Origin of the sequence: Brachybacterium sp. GCM10030252 (assembly GCF_042666535.1) — a bacterium.
GTDB lineage: Bacteria > Actinomycetota > Actinomycetes > Actinomycetales > Dermabacteraceae > Brachybacterium.
The window spans coordinates 1-15470 of sequence record NZ_JBHTDM010000006.1 but is presented as its reverse complement, the minus strand read 5'-3'; the positions used below and the strand labels follow the sequence as shown (position 1 = coordinate 15470).

General features: G+C 72.3%; 14 protein-coding genes. 9 read left to right on the top strand and 5 right to left on the bottom strand.

What is annotated here, in order from left to right:
* The first annotated feature begins 22 nt into the window (after positions 1-22).
* Together ACFQRJ_RS04900 and ACFQRJ_RS04895 are read left to right on the top strand one after the other, a co-directional pair.
* Positions 23-619, top strand: a complete 597-nt coding sequence (locus tag ACFQRJ_RS04900; RefSeq protein ID WP_377017656.1) for a GNAT family N-acetyltransferase — start codon at positions 23-25, stop codon at positions 617-619.
* A 166-nt stretch (positions 620-785) separates the two neighbouring features.
* Positions 786-1676, top strand: a complete 891-nt coding sequence (locus ACFQRJ_RS04895; protein WP_377017654.1) for an SDR family oxidoreductase — start codon at positions 786-788, stop codon at positions 1674-1676.
* A gap of 171 nt (positions 1677-1847) precedes the next feature.
* Here ACFQRJ_RS04895 and hutG read toward each other — a convergent pair whose 3' ends face one another.
* Positions 1848-2825 (bottom strand): formimidoylglutamase, encoded by a 978-nt coding sequence (gene hutG / locus ACFQRJ_RS04890; protein ID WP_377017652.1) that lies wholly within the window; start codon positions 2823-2825, stop codon positions 1848-1850.
* A 39-nt stretch (positions 2826-2864) separates the two neighbouring features.
* On the opposite strand from hutG, the gene ACFQRJ_RS04885 reads away from it, so the two are divergent.
* From ACFQRJ_RS04885 to ACFQRJ_RS04865, 5 genes are all read left to right on the top strand, one after another.
* The gene (locus ACFQRJ_RS04885; protein WP_377017650.1) at positions 2865-3656 is read left to right on the top strand and encodes an IclR family transcriptional regulator; all 792 of its coding nucleotides are present in this window, start codon (positions 2865-2867) and stop codon (positions 3654-3656) included.
* Between the two features lie 127 nt (positions 3657-3783).
* Positions 3784-4644: a formate/nitrite transporter family protein gene (locus tag ACFQRJ_RS04880; RefSeq protein ID WP_377017648.1), complete on the top strand. Its 861-nt coding sequence runs from the start codon at positions 3784-3786 to the stop codon at positions 4642-4644.
* A gap of 121 nt (positions 4645-4765) precedes the next feature.
* Complete coding sequence (hutU, locus tag ACFQRJ_RS04875) at positions 4766-6448, top strand: urocanate hydratase (RefSeq protein WP_377017646.1); 1683 nt, start codon at positions 4766-4768, stop codon at positions 6446-6448.
* Positions 6449-6564: 116 nt separating this feature from the next.
* Complete coding sequence (gene hutI, locus ACFQRJ_RS04870; RefSeq protein ID WP_377017644.1) at positions 6565-7776, top strand: imidazolonepropionase; 1212 nt, start codon at positions 6565-6567, stop codon at positions 7774-7776.
* Positions 7777-7787: 11 nt separating this feature from the next.
* Positions 7788-9152 (top strand): YjiH family protein, encoded by a 1365-nt coding sequence (locus tag ACFQRJ_RS04865; RefSeq protein ID WP_377017642.1) that lies wholly within the window; start codon positions 7788-7790, stop codon positions 9150-9152.
* A gap of 89 nt (positions 9153-9241) precedes the next feature.
* Here the strand turns inward: ACFQRJ_RS04865 and ACFQRJ_RS04860 are convergent, their stop codons facing one another.
* A complete protein-coding gene (locus ACFQRJ_RS04860) occupies positions 9242-9778 on the bottom strand; it encodes a hypothetical protein (RefSeq protein WP_377017640.1) in 537 nt (178 codons plus the stop codon).
* 44 nt (positions 9779-9822) lie between these two features.
* Here ACFQRJ_RS04860 and hutH point away from each other — a divergent pair, with 44 nt between their 5' ends.
* Positions 9823-11391, top strand: a complete 1569-nt coding sequence (gene hutH / locus ACFQRJ_RS04855; RefSeq protein ID WP_377017638.1) for a histidine ammonia-lyase — start codon at positions 9823-9825, stop codon at positions 11389-11391.
* A gap of 175 nt (positions 11392-11566) precedes the next feature.
* Entirely contained in the window at positions 11567-13240 is a 1674-nt protein-coding gene (locus ACFQRJ_RS04850; protein WP_377017636.1) for a metallophosphoesterase family protein, read from the top strand.
* Between the two features lie 103 nt (positions 13241-13343).
* Here ACFQRJ_RS04850 and ACFQRJ_RS04845 read toward each other — a convergent pair whose 3' ends face one another.
* From ACFQRJ_RS04845 to ACFQRJ_RS04835, 3 genes are read right to left on the bottom strand one after another with little or no spacing between them, the layout of a single operon-like run.
* Positions 13344-14114, bottom strand: coding sequence for an SDR family oxidoreductase (locus ACFQRJ_RS04845; protein WP_377017634.1), 771 nt, complete (start codon positions 14112-14114; stop codon positions 13344-13346).
* A gap of 47 nt (positions 14115-14161) precedes the next feature.
* Positions 14162-14767, bottom strand: coding sequence for a DUF488 family protein (locus ACFQRJ_RS04840; protein ID WP_377017632.1), 606 nt, complete (start codon positions 14765-14767; stop codon positions 14162-14164).
* A 4-nt stretch (positions 14768-14771) separates the two neighbouring features.
* The gene (locus ACFQRJ_RS04835) at positions 14772-15368 is read right to left on the bottom strand and encodes a cysteine hydrolase family protein (RefSeq protein WP_377017630.1); all 597 of its coding nucleotides are present in this window, start codon (positions 15366-15368) and stop codon (positions 14772-14774) included.
* Positions 15369-15470 lie beyond the last annotated feature (102 nt).

Genomic DNA, 15470 nt, shown 5'->3' with positions numbered 1-15470 from the left:
TCCCTCTGGCACGATGTGCCGCATGAGGGAGCAGACCGCGCGCCCAGTCGGCGCCGAGCAGGTGACCCTGCGTCTGCTGGCTCCCTCCGACGCCCCGGCGCTGGCCGAGCTCGAGTCCCGCAACCGCGAGCGTCTGCTGATCGGCGCTCCGGAGCGGACGGCGAACTGGTTCACCGAGGCCGGGCAGCGCGCCGCCATCGCTCAGGCTGTCGAGGATCGCGAAGCCGGCCGCGGCCTGCCGCTGACGATCTGGCTCGAGGAGAACGGCAGCAGCCGTCTGGTGGGGCGCCTGAGCTTCACCGGCATCGTCCGCGGCGCTGCCGAGTTCGCCTCGCTCGGGTACTGGGTGGACCACGCCGACACCGGCCGCGGCATCGCCACCCACGCCGTGCGCGCCGCCATCGCCGTCGCCTTCGGTGGGCTCGGCCTGCACCGGCTGCAGGCCGAGGTGCAGGTCGGCAACGACGCCTCGGTGCGGGTCCTCCAGCGCTGCGGCTTCGCGGAGTTCGGCCTGGCCCCGTCCTTCCTGCGATTGGGAGGCCAGTGGGCGGACTGCCGTCTGTTCCAGCTGGTCAACGAACGCTGGCGGCCGCCCGGTGACGGCTCTACCGGCCACTGACGCCCGGCGATAACCGCTCGGGGCGGTGGTTCGTCGCATTGCCCCAGCAGCCCTCCGCCAACGCTCGCGCCGCCGGAGGGGATGCAGCTATATGGCGGTCAGCGCCGAGTCACCCTGCCTGAGCGCAGTCAGGTCGCGTACCAGACCAAGAAGTTGCGCTGACCCCATGGGCGACGCGACCGGTGATCCGGGGCTTCCCGGCGCTTTCCTCCGCGCCTACTGTGAGGCCATGGATATCGCCGTGCTCGGAGCGACCGGCACCATCGGCCGCCACCTCGTCACCCGCCTCGAAGCCGCCGGCCACAGCGTGCGCCCCCTCAGCCGGGCGAGCGGCGTCGACGCATTCCGCGGCACCGGTCTGGAGGAAGCGCTGACCGGGGCCGACGTCGCCGTCGATGCCCTGAACATCGCCACCATCCGCGGTGACCGCGCGGTCTCGTACTTCACCCGCACGGCGCAGAAGGTCGCCCGGGCCGCCGAGCGCGGCGGGGTCCGCCGCGTCGTCTGCGTCTCGATCGCCGGAGCCGCCGATCCCGCCGTGAACCGCCTGATGGGCTACTACCGCGGGAAGGCCGCCCAGGAGCGCCTCTACCGGGAGGCTCGCATCCCGGCGACCATCATCCACTCCACCCAGTGGTACGAGCTGGCCGGATCGATCCTGTCCCAGGCGAGCCTGGGCCCGGTCGCGGTGCTGCCGACCATGCGGATGGCCCCGGTCGCCGCGGCCCGTGTCGCGAGCTTCATCGAGCGCGAGATCGAGAACGACCCGCTCGTCACCAGCGGTGTCCCGGTCGAGCGTGGCGACGGCGACGCGTCGGGCAACGATGCCGCCACCAGGACCGCCGCCATCCGCGGCCCCGAGGAGCTCACCAGCGCCGAGCTCGTCCGGCGCATCCTCGCCACCCGCGGCAGCCTCGCCGGCAGGTCACCGCGCCTGGTCACGGAGCTGCCCTACCTCGGGCGCGGCCTCGCCACCGGCGGACTGATCCCTGCCGACGCCGAGGTCGACGACATGACGCTCGAGGACTGGCTGCGCGAGAGCGACCAGCCGCTCTGAGAAGCCGGCTCGGCAAGAGTCAGCCGTCCGCTGCCCGCCGTCAGCCGCCCGCCGCCTGTCGCCTGCCGCCTGTCGCTCGCCGTCAGTCGTCAGCCGTCGGCCGTCAGCGGCGTCGGGCGAGGGAGCGTTGGCCAGGTCCGACCCGACTCACTACCGGGCGCCGACGACTCACTACCGGGCGCCGACGGCGTGCCGCACGGCGTCATCGATGAGTCGAGCCGCGGTGCGCGCGGTGCGGGAATCCACGTCCAGGGCGGGATTCAGCTCCACCACGTCCAGCAGGGCCAGCTTCCCGCTGCCGGCCGCAGCTCGGACGGCCGCCGCGATCACCGGCACGGGCACGCCGTAGGCAGCCGGAGCGGAGACGCCGGGCGCGACGGCCGCCGGCAGCACGTCCAGATCGATCGTCAGATACAGCAGGTCCAGGTCAGCGGTGAAATCCTCGACGAACGCGGTGACCTGCTCGGCTCCGCCGTCGGCACACTGCTCGTCGGTCAGCCAGCGCACGCCGAGCCGTCGGGCCTCCTCGAACAGCACGCCCGTGTTCGAGGGCTCGGCGATGCCGAGCACGGCGTAGTTCAGCTCCCGCCCGGCGGCCGCCTCGGCATCGGCCATCTGCGCGAACGGCGTGCCCGACGTCGGCCGCTCCTCCCGGCGCAGATCGAAGTGGGCATCGAGGTTCAGCACACCCCAGCGGGCGCCATCGTCAAGTCGGCCGGAGGCCGCGAGACCGCGATAGGAGGCCCACGCCGTCTCGTGCCCGCCGCCGAGCACGAGGGAGAGGCCGCCGCGATCTCCCGTCGTCCGCAGCGCCTGCCCGAGCCGGGCCGCCAGCTGCTCCTGCCCGCTCTCGAGGTCCTGCCCGTCCACAGCCACATCACCGAGGTCGACGATGCGGCGGCGCCCGGCTCCGATCTCCCCGTGCAGTGCCATCGGCCCCAGTGCGCGGCGCAGGGCCCCGGGCCCGTCGGCCGCGCCGGGGCGGCCCCGGTTGCGGCGCACGCCTTCGTCGGACCGGAATCCCAGCAGCGCGACATCGGCGATGCTCGGCTCCTCGGTGTCCACGATCATGTGCCAGCGGGCGTGCTCGGTGCCGTGGCCGTCCAGCCGGCCCGTCCATGCGCGTGCGGATGCAGCAGCGGCATCCATGGCGACCTCCCTGTGATGCGGTGGCATGCTGGCCCCATCATGGCACCGAAGGTTCCCGCCGCCGATGCGGCACTGCAGCTGACGACGTACCTCGCCGCGCAGCGCACCCCCGTGCCCGCGATCCAGATCGCCCGCGACCTCGACCTGCCCCGCTCGACCACGTACGACCTGCTCAGCGTGCTCGTCGAACGCGGCTTCGCCCTCCACCTCGCCTCCGAGCGGCTCTACGGCATCGGTCCCGCGGCGTTCGAGCTGGCCGGCGGGTACGCCCGGCAGGAGCCCCTCGCACGCATCGGCCGACGGGTCGTCGAAAACCTGGTCGACGAGGTGGGGGAGTCGGGTCATCTCGCCGTGCTGCACGGTCGTGACGTGCTGTACATCGTCGAGGAGCGTGCCCGGAACCGGCCCAGCCTGGTCACGGATGTGGGCGTACGGATCCCCTCCCACCTGACCGCGAGCGGGAGGGCGCTGCTGGCCGAGCTCCCGCCGGCGCAGCTGCGCAGCCTCTACGGCCGCGAGGCCGACTTCACCGCCCGCACCTCCGCCCCCGGGCCCACGACGCCGCAGCAGCTGCGGGCGCTGCTGGCCGACGTGCGCCGCGAGGGCGTCGCCGAAGAGACCGGGGAGGTCACCGACACGCTCTCCTCCCTTGCCGCCGTGGTGCGCGATCACACCGGGTGGCCGGCCGCCGCGGTCGCGCTGACCTTCGTCGAGGACCACACGAGCGACGAGGACCGGGCCCGGCTGGCGGTGGCGGTGCGCGAGGCGGCCGGTGAGCTGACCCGCCGCCTGCACGGTCCGGTCGGCTCGGGCTCGCCCAGCCGGACCTGACCGCCGACGGGACGTCGGTCGACGGTGCTGCGCATATGACCGGGCAGCTGCGACTGGCGTCCCGTCCGTGGACACGGGGCTGTTGGTATCCTTCGTCGACCCGACGTGCGAGCGTGAGGACGGACCCATGGCTCCTGAGCAGCAGCCCTCCGAAGCCGACGAGCGTGCCCGGCTCGGTGAGTCCGACGAGCCCGTCGAGGACAAGCTCGTCGAGGAGTTCCAGAACACCGTCGCCGAAGGCGCGAACAAGCTCAATCGCACCTGGCGCGCCCAGATCATCACCGGTCTGTTCGGCGGCATCGACGTAGGCCTGGGCCTGATGGCGATGCTCGCCGTGCTCGAGGCCACCGACTCCAAACTGCTGGGCGGGCTCGCGTTCGGCATCGGCCTGTTCGCCTGCCGCCTCGCGCACTCCGAGCTGTTCACCGAGGACTTCCTGCTGCCCATCAATGCCGTGATGGCCCGTCGCGGCACCTGGTGGCAGCTGGTGCGGCTGTGGGTGGTCACCCTGGCGATGAACCTGATCGGCGGGTGGCTGTTCATGTGGTTCGTGGTCGCCGCCTTCCCCCGCTTCGAGTCCGTGCTGACGGAGACCGCGACCGGCTACATGGAGAAAGGCCTGACCAGCGAGACGGTCTCCCTGGCGCTGCTGGCCGGGTTCACGATCACCCTGATCACCCGCATGAATCAGGGCTCCAGCGAGGGCATGGTGACGCTGGCGAACTCGCTGATCGCCGGCTTCCTCGTGGTCGGGCTCGGCATGCTCCACGGCGCCCTGAACGCTGTGGTGATCTTCGGGGCGATGCACGCCGGAGCGGCGATCTCGTACGTGGACTGGCTGATCTGGTTCGCCTGGGTGGTCCCGCTGAATGTGCTGGGCGGGCTGCTCATGCTCGCCTTCCCGCGCCTCATCCGCACCTGGGAGCTGGTCCAGAAGGAGCGTGCCGCCGAGGACTCCGGCAGCTCCCAGACCTCCGTCGTCTCCTGACCGGGCTACTGGCCTGCGACCAGTTGTCCGGTATTCCGGACATAACCGGGCCGGCAGGTCTCGCCCGGGACGCCCGGGCGTGGTGAGCTGGACCGAATCCCCGCCACGGAAGGAACCGACGATGACCCTCCCCGGAGCCCGCCCCGTCCGCGCCCCGCGCGGCACCGCCCTCAGCGCGAAGTCCTGGCAGACCGAGGCACCGCTGCGGATGCTCATGAACAACCTCGACCCCGAGGTCGCCGAACGCCCCGACGACCTGGTCGTCTACGGCGGCACCGGCCGTGCGGCCCGCTCCTGGGAGGCCTTCGACGCGATCACCGAGACCCTCCGCGACCTCGAGGACGACGAGACCCTGCTGGTCCAGTCCGGCAAGCCCGTCGGCGTGCTGCGCACCCACGAATGGGCACCGCGCGTGCTGCTGGCCAACTCCCACCTCGTCGGCGACTGGGCCACCTGGCCCGAGTTCCGCCGCCTCGAGGCCGAGGGCCTGACCATGTACGGGCAGATGACCGCGGGCTCCTGGATCTACATCGCCACCCAGGGCATCCTCCAGGGCACGTTCGAGACCTTCGCGGCCGTGGCCGCCAAGCGGTTCGGCGGCACCTTGGCCGGCACCATCACCCTGACCGGCGGCTGCGGCGGCATGGGCGGGGCCCAGCCCCTCGCGGTCACCCTGAACGACGGGGTGTGCCTGATCGCCGACGTCGACCGCAGCCGCCTGGAGCGCCGCGTCGCCAAGCGCTACCTCCACGAGATCGCCGAGGACCTCGAGGACGCCGTCGCCCGCGCCAGCGCCGCCCGCGCCGAGCGCCGCGCCGTTTCGATCGGGATCGTCGGCAACGCCGCCGACGTCTTCCCCGCGCTCTTGGAGCGCCACCGCGCCGGCGAGGTGCACATCGACGTGGTCACCGACCAGACCAGCGCCCACGACCCGCTGTCCTACCTGCCCGCCGAGGTCACCGTCGAGGACTGGCAGCGCGAGGCGGAGGCGGACCCGGAGGGCTTCACCAAGAAGTCCCGCGAGGCGATGGCCTGCCAGGTCCAGGCCATGGTCGAGTTCCAGGACGCCGGCGCCGAGGTCTTCGACTACGGCAACTCCATCCGCGACGAGGCCCGCCACGCCGGCTACGACCGCGCCTTCGCCTTCCCCGGCTTCGTCCCCGCCTACGTGCGCCCGCTGTTCTGCGAGGGCATGGGCCCGTTCCGGTGGGTGGCGCTGTCCGGTGACCCGGAGGACATCGCCGTCACCGACGCCGCGATGAAGGAGCTCTTCCCCGACAACGAGCACCTCCACCGCTGGCTGGACGCCGCCGGGGAGTACGTCGAGTTCGAGGGCCTGCCCGCCCGCATCTGCTGGCTCGGCTACGGCGAACGCCACCTCGCCGGCATGCTCCTGAACGACCTGGTGCGCGACGGGAAGGTCAAGGCCCCCATCGTCATCGGCCGCGACCACCTCGACTCCGGCTCCGTCGCCTCCCCGTACCGCGAGACCGAATCCATGCTCGACGGGTCCGACGCGATCGCCGACTGGCCGCTGCTGAACGCTCTGACCGCCACCTCCTCCGGCGCGACCTGGGTCTCGATCCACCACGGCGGGGGCGTCGGCATCGGCCGGTCGATCCACGCCGGCCAGGTCGGGGTGGCCGACGGCACGGAGCTGGCAGCCCGCAAGCTCGAGCGCCTGCTGACCAACGACCCCGCCACCGGCGTGTTCCGCCACGTCGACGCCGGCTACTCCCGGGCCGACGAGGTCGCCCACGAGCGCGGCGTGCGGGTCCCGATGACTCCTACCCGCCGCGACTGAGGCCCCGGGCCGCCGCGGTGCCGCGCCGAGCCGGCCCGAGCCGCAGCTGCGTATCCGCCCTCGCGCATCCGCCCCTGCCCATCCGCCCCCGCTCATCCGCATCCGGAGGTATTCCTGTGACCAGCACCGTGCTCACCGGTATCAGCGAGCTGTGGACCCTGGACCCCGCGTGCGATGACCCCGCGCGCCCGGGCACGGTCACCGACGAGCAGGTCGTGCGCGACGCGGCCGTGGTGATCGAGGACGGGCTCGTCGCCTGGACCGGCCCGTCGGCCCAGGCCCCGTCGGCCGACGCACGCGAGGACCTCGGTGGCAGGGCGGTCCTGCCCGGCTGGGTCGACTCCCACACCCACCTCGTCTTCGACGGCGACCGCGCGGGAGAGTTCGAGGCCCGCATGGCCGGGCAGGCCTACGCCGCCGGCGGGATCGGCGTGACCACCTCGGCGACCCGCGCCGCGGCCGACGAGCGCCTGCGGGACCTGGTGCGCGCCCGCATCGCCGAGGCCGCCCGGGGCGGCACCACGTGCCTGGAGACCAAGACCGGGTACGGACTCACCGTCGCCGAGGAGCTGCGCGCCGCCCGCCTCGCCTCGCAGCTCAAGGCCGACGGGGAGCTCGACGAGGTCACCTTCCTCGGCGCCCACCTCGTACCCTCCGAGTTCGGCGGAGACGCCGAGGGGTACGTCGACCTGGTCACGGGTGAGATGCTCGAGGCCGTCGCCCCGTACGTCGGCTGGATCGACGTGTTCTGCGAGAGCGGCGCCTTCACCCCCGCGCAGTCCGAGCGCGTCCTGCGCGCCGGTGCCGACGCGGGGCTGGGCCTGCGGGTGCACGGCAACCAGCTCGGTGCCTCCGGCGGGGTCGCGCTCGCCGTGGAGCTGGGAGCGGCCAGCGTCGACCACGTCAACCACGTCAGCGCCGCCGACATCGACGCGCTCGCTGCGGCCCGCGAGAGCACCGTGGCCACCGTGCTGCCGGCCTGCGACCTCTCCACCCGAGCACCCCTCGCTCCGGCCCGGGAGCTGCTGGACGCGGGGGCGAGCGTCGCGATCGCCTCGAACTGCAACCCCGGCACCAGCTACACCAGCTCCATGAGCTTCTGCGTGGCCACCGCCGTGCTGCAGATGCACCTGACGCTGGCCGAAGCGATCCGCGCCGCCACCCGCGGCGGGGCCCAGGCCCTGCACCGCGAGGACGTCGGCCACCTCTCCGTCGGCGCCCGCGCCGACCTCCACGTGCTCGACGCCCCCGCCGCCATCCATCTCGCCTACCGCCCCGGCATGCCGCTGACCCACCGGGTCTGGCGGGCCGGGATCCCCCTGCCCTGAGGAGGACGTCGATGACGACGCCCGCGACCCCTGCGCCCCGTCCCGAGCCCGGTTCCGCCGCCGGCTCGCCCGATGGAGCGCGCTCCACCCCGCCGCACCGGTGGCGCTTCGTGGTCTACAGCGCCATCGGCCTGGCGATGTTCTTCGTGACCGTCGAGATCGCCGGCAGCTCCACGATCCTCGTCGACCACGTGCTGAGCCTCGTGCAATGGGTGCTCGGCCCCGTGGTGCCCTGGGTCGTGGTGGCTCTGGTGGCGCTGGGCACGGTCCGCCCGTTCGCCACCGGCACCTGGCGCAATGGGGCGCTGCGGACCTTCTTCGCGCTCGCGAACGTCGTCGGCCTCGCCGTCGCCGTGTGCGCGGCCGCCGGCTACTACCCGGGGCCGCTCGCCAACCCCGACATCGGCCCGTTCCTGTGGGACAAGCTCGCCATCCCCGTCGGCCTCATCGTGCCCGTCGGCGCCGTGTTCCTCGCGCTGCTGGTCGGCTACGGACTGATGGAGTTCATCGGCGTACTGGTCCAGCCGATCATGCGCCCGGTGTGGAAGGTGCCGGGACGCGCCGCCGTCGACGCGGTCGCCTCCTTCGTCGGCTCCTACTCGCTCGCCCTGCTGATCACCGACAAGGTCTACCGCGAGGGCCGGTACACCGGCCGGGAGGCCGCGATCATCGCCACCGGCTTCTCGACCGTCTCGGCGACGTTCATGGTCATCGTCGCCAGCACCCTGGATCTCATGGACCACTGGACGCTGTACTTCGTGCTCACCCTCGCCGTGACCTTCGCGGTCACAGCGATCACCGTGCGGATCCCGCCGCTGCGCACCGTCGCGCCCGACACCTTCGAGGGCGTCACGCACCTCCCGGAGCCGGTCGCGCGCGGCAATCGGTTCGCCGCCGCCTGGGCCGAGGCGATGCGCGCCCTGTCCAGCGCACCTGGCCTGGGACGGGGGACCTGGTCGACGTTCCGCGACGGCGTGCGGATGTCCTCCGCGATCGTCCCCTCGATCCTCTCGATCGGCCTAGCCGGCCTGCTGCTGGCGACCTACACCCCCGTCTTCGACGTCGTGGGCTGGCTGTTCGTGCCCGTCGCCTACCTCGTCGGCCTGCCGGATCCGGGACTGGCGGGCAAGGCCGCCGCGATGGGCATCGCCGAGATGTTCCTGCCGGCCACAGCCGTCGCCGGCCATCCCTCCGACGTTCTGCGCCTGACCATCGGCGTCACCGCCGTCTCGCAGATCATCTTCTTCTCCGCCCTGGTGCCCTCGATCCTGGCCACCTCGATCCCGATCAGCGTGGGCCGGCTGGTGATCATCTGGATCCAGCGCGTGATGCTGACGATGCTGATCACCGCGCCGCTGGCGCACCTGCTGCTGTGACCGCGGTCCGCCGGCCCCTCACGGCTCCTCCCGCGACCGCGGCGCTGAACGTCGCCGAGACTCGCCGTGCCACCGCGGTCCCGCGCGCGCTAGCGCCGGCGAGGCATCTGTGTCCGGCGCCAATGCTGGTACGGGCCCCAGTCGAACAGGCCCGGGCCCGCCTGGATCCTCGTCCCGTCGCGCCCCTCCACCACCACGAAATAGCCCAGCCGGGCCGTGCGCTCGTAGATCCGGGTGATGTCCTCGTAGCGGATGGTGTGCGTGCGGCCGGCGATGTCCCGCTGGATGAGCGCCTCCGGGCCCGCTTCGACGTAGACGATCACGTAGACCCACAGCAGGAACAGGGCCAGCAGCGACAGCAGCGCCCCGGCGATCAGCATCTGCCGGGCGTTGGCCGGGTCCTCGTCCTCGGTCGTGCCGACCACCGCGATCAGAGCGGCCACCAGGTAGACCACCACGGCGATGACCGCCATCAGCCGCGGGGCCCGACGGCGCGTGGGATGCCGGCGATGACGGTGCGGACGCCGCACCGTGTGGATCGTCAGCAGCACGACGCCCGCCATCGCCACGACCAGCACTCCGGCGTCGAGCAGCTCCGGCCACACCTGCTGCCACACGTCCCCCATCGCCGCAGAGTACGACGCCCCCTCACCTCAGGAGACGACCACCGATGACCACCGCCCCGCATCCCGCCGCCGGGAACCGCACCATCACCCTGTCGACCTCGGGCCTGACCGCGGCCGACGTGCTCGCCGTCGCCCGCCGCGGCGCCGAGGTGCGTCTGGACCCCGCCGCCCGCGAAGAAGTCGCCCGGGTGCGCACCCACATCGAGGACCTCGCCCTCGGCGAGACCCCCGTCTACGGCGTCTCGACCGGATTCGGAGCGCTCGCGGACACCTCCATCCCGCCCAGCCAGCGCCACGCCCTGCAGCGCTCCCTGATCCGCTCCCACGCCGCAGGCGCCGGCGGCGAGGTCGAGCCCGAGGTGGTGCGCGCCCTGATGCTGCTGCGCGCCCGCACCCTCGCCTCCGGCCGCACCGGCGTGCGCCCCGTCGTGGTCGAGACGATGCTGGCGCTGCTGAACGCCCGCATCACCCCGATCGTCCACGAGTACGGCTCCCTCGGCTGCTCCGGCGACCTCGCCCCGCTCGCGCACTGCGCGATCGTGCTGATGGGGGAGGGGCGCGCCCGGGACCGTGACGGCGTCGAGCGCCCCGTGCCCGAGCTGCTGGCCGAGGCCGGCATCGAGCCCGTGCTGCTCGAGGAGAAGGAGGGCCTGGCGCTGATCAACGGCACCGACGGCATGCTCGGCATGCTGCTGCTGGCCCTCGCCGACCTCGACGAGCTGGTGCGCGCCGCGGACCTCACCACGGCCCTGACCGTGCAGGGTCTGCGCGGCCGCGACACCGTCTTCCACCCCGAGCTGCACACGCCGCTGCGCCCGCACCCCGGGCAGGCCGCCTCGGCCGCGAACATCCTGGCCGTGCTGCAGGACTCGCCGATCATCGCCGATGTCGCCGCCGAGGGCTCCAGGGTCCAGGACGCCTACTCCCTGCGCTGCGCCCCGCAGGTCGCCGGCGGCGTGCGCGACACCATCGAGCATGCCCGCACCGTTGCCGACCGGGAGCTGGCGGCCGCCATCGACAACCCGGTCGTGCTCGAGGACGGCACCGTCACCTCCAACGGCAACTTCCACGGCGCCCCGGTCGCCTACGTGCTCGACTTCCTCGCCGTGGTCAGCGCGGACCTGGCCTCGATCGCGGAGCGCCGCACCGACCGGATGCTGGATAAGTCGCGCTCCCACGGGCTGCCGCCGTTCCTGGCCGACGACCCGGGCGTCGACTCCGGCTTCATGATCGCCCAGTACACCCAGGCGGGTCTGGTCTCGGAGATGAAGCGGCTGGCGGCACCGGCGAGTGCGGACTCGATCCCGTCCTCGGCGATGCAGGAGGACCACGTCTCGATGGGCTGGCACGCCGCCCGGAAGCTGCGCACCAGCGTGGACAACCTGCGCCGGGTGCTGGCCATCGAACTGCTCGCCGCGGCCCGCGCGATCGACCTGCGCGCCCCGCTGGAGCCCTCGGCCGCCTCGCGCGCCGTGATCGACGTGCTGCGCCGCACCGTCGAGGGTCCGGGCCCGGACCGGTTCCTCGCCCCGGACATCGCCGAGGCCGAGGCGCGGCTGCGGGACGGGTCGGTGCTGGCCGCGGCCGAGGGGGTCACCGGGCCGCTGCGGTGAGGGCCGCCGGGCCGGCGGCGACTTCGCCGACCGGACCTCCCGCGGTCATCCGTCGTTGGTGTGCAGGTCAGATCCTGGTCGCAGGAGGTCCCTAGTCTCGCGGGTGCTCGATCCCGATCAGGCCCCGCCGCCTGACACGAGCAGCCCCCGCCGCCTGACCCGAGGAGACCCGCCCATGCCCGCTCCCAGCCGTATCGACCGTCGCACCCTCCTGCAGCTCCCGATCGGCGTCGGCGCCCTCGGTGCCGTCGGCGCCGTCGGAACCGCCGCCGCCTCGGCCGCTCCCCGTCCTGCCCTGTCCGAGAACGCGTGGACCTTCGGCCTGATGAGCGACACCCAGTGGGGCGCGGACGCTGACGGGGAGAACCCCGGCTCCATCGCCGGCGGCCTCCAGCGCATGATCAATGAGCGCATGATCGACGAGGGCGCCGCCTTCCTGGTGCAGGTCGGCGACAACGTCGATCGGGAGGAGGACAGCTACAACGGCCGTCCCGACGTGCGCACGCTGCCGATCAAGGGCGAACTGGTCCAGCCGCTGTACGACGCCGGCATCGGCTTCTACACCCTGCGGGGCAACCACGAGTCCTCCGCGACGGCCGGCCAGGAGCTGCCGCAGGTCTTCCCCCAGCACATGGGCGAGGGCGAGAACCCGCTCGGCGGGGCGACGAACTTCTCATCCCCCTCGGAGGTGCTGAAGGGGCTGTCCTACTCCTTCGACGTCGAGAACGTCCGCCTCATCATGCTCGACCAGTTCACCCGTCCGGACGGCTCCGGCTCCACCGGCGACAACATCCTCGACCAGCTCGACTGGATCGAGGAGCGCGTGATGAGCCGCGGCGCGGACATGCACTGCATCATCGCCGCGCACAAGAACCTCATCGGCGGCAACCACGTCGACAACCTCTTCGGCAGCGATCCCTCCGAGAATCCCGACGGGGTGGACCGGTTCCTGCAGATCTGCGACGAGGGCGGGGTCGCGTTCCTGTGGGGCGGCCACGATCACCACCACAAGCGCTCGGTGATCACCAGCGCCGACGGCCGGCACTCCATCGAGCAGCTCATCGCCGGCTCGGACAGCGCCAAGTTCTACACGCCGGATGTCCCCTCCATCGACGAGACCTACGGCGGCCCGTCCGAGACTGTGCTCGCCGAGGAGCTGTGGACGCTGAGCCACTACCTCATCACCGTCGACGGCCCGATGCTCTACGTCGACTTCTACTCCATGAGCACCGGCGCCGACTACGGGCCGACGTACATGAACGTCACCCCGCCGGAGAGCGGCTGGTACTGGCGCGAGCGCTGGGGCCGCTCCCTGAACGGCCAGGAGTTCCTCGTCGGCCCGGGGGAGTCCTACACCGTGGTCAGCGACGAGTTCGAGGGCACCACCGCGAGGATCCTCGACGGTGTCAACACCGCCGAGACGTCCGACTACGCCGGGCGGGCCCTGTCCAAGCACATCGCCACCGGCTGGCAGGACGCCGGGGACGGCGACGCCTCGCCCCGCTTCCACCTCACGGGCATCCACGAGAACCTGACGCTGAACGACGAGTCCGTGACCGGTCAGCTGCCCGAGGCCGACGAGACCGATGAGGCCGACCGCTTCGTCCTCGAGCTCAGCGGCGGCGCCCGCGCGTTCCGGGCCGATGGCAGCTACGGGCTCGCCACTCGCGGCGAGGACGGCTCCTGGATCAACGCCGTGGACGCGAACCACGCCGGGACCAAGAAGTTCGTCAAGGGGCCCTACCACGAGGGCCATGCGGTGGGCACCTACGGCGTGGATCCGCGCACCAAGAAGGCCTGGGCCGTGCTCGACCGCGGCGGCGTGTTCGTGCTGCGTCGCGGGATCTGAGCGGTCCGCCCGCGCGCCTGCGCGACCCGCGCGCCGCGACGCGCGCAACCGTTCCCCCGAGACGTGCCGGAATCGCCACGTTTCGGGGGAATGGGGCCGCGGTTCAGAGCGCCGGGGAGGCGAAGCCCCCATTGGAGTAGAGCAGCTGTCCCCGGATCCACTCGCCCTGCTCGGAGACCAGGAATCGCACCAGGTTCGCGACGGTCTCTGGCTCGCCGAGGTGCCCGCCGGGCGTCGCGGAAGCGGCCGAATCGCGCACCTCATCGCTCATCCAGCCGGTATCGATCGGGCCGGGGTTGATGAGGTTGGTGCGGATGCCGCGGTCGGCCAGTTCATGGGTCCCGGCCAGCACCAGGCGGTCCAATGCGGCCTTCGTGGAGCCGTAGGGGAGGTTGTGCACGGTGTGGTCGCTGGTCAGCGCGATCATCGCGCCGCCCGGGGTGTCCGCGCCGGCCTCGACATGTTCGGCGAAGGCTTTCAGCAGCAGCCAGTTGGCGCGGACGTTCACGGCATAGTGGCGGTCGAAGCTCTCCACGGTCGTGTCCAGGATCGAGGAATCGACCGACTCGCAGTGGCAGGTGACCAGGGCGCCGATCGGGCCGAGCGACTCCTGGGCCGATGCGATCAGGGTCTCGGGGATCTCCGGATCCGACAGATCGCCGGGTACGAGGTCGACCCGTCGGCCGCCGGCGCGCAGTTCGTCGGCCAGGAGTTCGACGTCGGCAGGTTCGCCGTAGATGCGGCGGTCGTAGTCCTCGAAGTAGTTCAGGGCCAGGTCGAAGCCGTCGGCGGCGAGACCCCGCGCGATGGCGGCACCGATGCCGCGACGGCGGCCGACGCCGGTGATCAGGGCGGTGCGGGGGAGTGTGTGCATGTGCCGGACGCTATCCGGGGGCGCGAAGGGCGGCAACGGATTTCTGCCTAGTCGCCGCGGTCCTCCGGGTCGGTTCTGTCCTTGTCCTCGGCCCGGTCCTCGGGCTCGGTCCGGTCCCAGACCACGTGCCCGTCGGCATCTAGTCGGGCGCCGGCGCTCGACTCATGGGTGCGTAGCTGGCCGGACGGCATCAGGTGCTCGACAGGCACCTGGTGCTCGAGGAGCATCACGTCGGCGATGAGGCGGCGATGGCAGCGCCACCACACGGACTCCGAGCACATCACCGCCGTGCGCTGCCGGGCGCAGTCGGCGAGGAGCTCGGCGATCCCGGCCCGGAACTCGTCGCTGCGGGTCCAGGCCGCATAGGCGCGGAACTGCGCGACCCGCCACCAGGGATCGGCGGACGCGGCATCGTCGTCCTTGGTGAGGCGACGTCGCCCGCCCAGACGCTCGTCCCAGCGGTAGACGACGCCGATATTCTCGCAGATCTCCTCGATCGCGCCGTGGGAGGCGGCCTCGTTCGCGCGGCTGCCGGGGAAGCGGCGTACGTCGACCAGGCGCTCGATGCCGGCGCCGCGCAGCAGATCGGCGAGGTCAGCACGGTCGAGGCGGCCGTGCCCGAGGGTGAGCAGTGGTGGCGGGACCGACGACATGGGCTCAGGACCTCGCGCCGGCGATCACGTCGCCGGTGGTGCGCAGATCGACTTGCGGCTCGAACAGGCCCATGGTGTGCAGGGCGGCCGCGCCGTTCTCGCGGGTGGAGTGGGCGACGGCATCGGTGACCACGGTGACGCGCATGCCGGCATCGGCCGCCGCCAGCACGGTCGCGATCACGCAGCAATCGGTGGAGACACCGGTGACCAGCAGGTGCGGGCCGGTTCCGGGTGCGGCGCCGATCCGCGCTGCGAGCTGCGGCCCCCACTTCCCGAAGGTCGGCTCGTCGACGGTGGGGTGGGCGGAGAGGCCGCGTGCTTGCTCGACCAGGTCGTACAGCGGATCCTCCGCCGGTACGTCGGCGAACGGCCAGGCGGCGAAGTAGTCGCCCCAGGCGGTGCGCCGATCGGCGGTCGGCAGCCACCGGGTCAGCACGGTCCGCTCGGGCCCGACGGCCACAGCGAGCTCGCGGATCCGCTCCCAGGCCCCGCCCCAGAACGGCGAGGCCCACTCCGAGGCGGGATCGGCGAAGATCTGCTGCGCGTCGACGACGAGCAGCCAGGGGCGAGCCTCGGAGTCCGGGCCGGGATCAGTGCTCATGGGTATCTCCTATGTCAAGCGGCTTGCGGGATGCAAGTCGTTGAGGTGGGGTTCAGTGAGATCGGGGTGTTCATGAGTGCTGCGGCGTGGGCACGGGTAAGA

Coding starts and splice junctions, on each gene's coding strand:
- ACFQRJ_RS04860 (WP_377017640.1), bottom strand. CDS start 9,778: ATGGGGGACGTGTGGCAGCAGGTGTGGCCGGAGCTGCTCGACGCCGGA.
- hutU (WP_377017646.1), top strand. CDS start 4,766: ATGACCCTCCCCGGAGCCCGCCCCGTCCGCGCCCCGCGCGGCACCGCC.
- ACFQRJ_RS04885 (WP_377017650.1), top strand. CDS start 2,865: ATGGCACCGAAGGTTCCCGCCGCCGATGCGGCACTGCAGCTGACGACG.
- ACFQRJ_RS04895 (WP_377017654.1), top strand. CDS start 786: ATGGGCGACGCGACCGGTGATCCGGGGCTTCCCGGCGCTTTCCTCCGC.
- ACFQRJ_RS04880 (WP_377017648.1), top strand. CDS start 3,784: ATGGCTCCTGAGCAGCAGCCCTCCGAAGCCGACGAGCGTGCCCGGCTC.
- ACFQRJ_RS04850 (WP_377017636.1), top strand. CDS start 11,567: ATGCCCGCTCCCAGCCGTATCGACCGTCGCACCCTCCTGCAGCTCCCG.
- hutH (WP_377017638.1), top strand. CDS start 9,823: ATGACCACCGCCCCGCATCCCGCCGCCGGGAACCGCACCATCACCCTG.
- ACFQRJ_RS04900 (WP_377017656.1), top strand. CDS start 23: ATGAGGGAGCAGACCGCGCGCCCAGTCGGCGCCGAGCAGGTGACCCTG.
- hutG (WP_377017652.1), bottom strand. CDS start 2,825: ATGGATGCCGCTGCTGCATCCGCACGCGCATGGACGGGCCGGCTGGAC.
- ACFQRJ_RS04865 (WP_377017642.1), top strand. CDS start 7,788: ATGACGACGCCCGCGACCCCTGCGCCCCGTCCCGAGCCCGGTTCCGCC.
- ACFQRJ_RS04845 (WP_377017634.1), bottom strand. CDS start 14,114: ATGCACACACTCCCCCGCACCGCCCTGATCACCGGCGTCGGCCGCCGT.
- ACFQRJ_RS04840 (WP_377017632.1), bottom strand. CDS start 14,767: ATGTCGTCGGTCCCGCCACCACTGCTCACCCTCGGGCACGGCCGCCTC.
- ACFQRJ_RS04835 (WP_377017630.1), bottom strand. CDS start 15,368: ATGAGCACTGATCCCGGCCCGGACTCCGAGGCTCGCCCCTGGCTGCTC.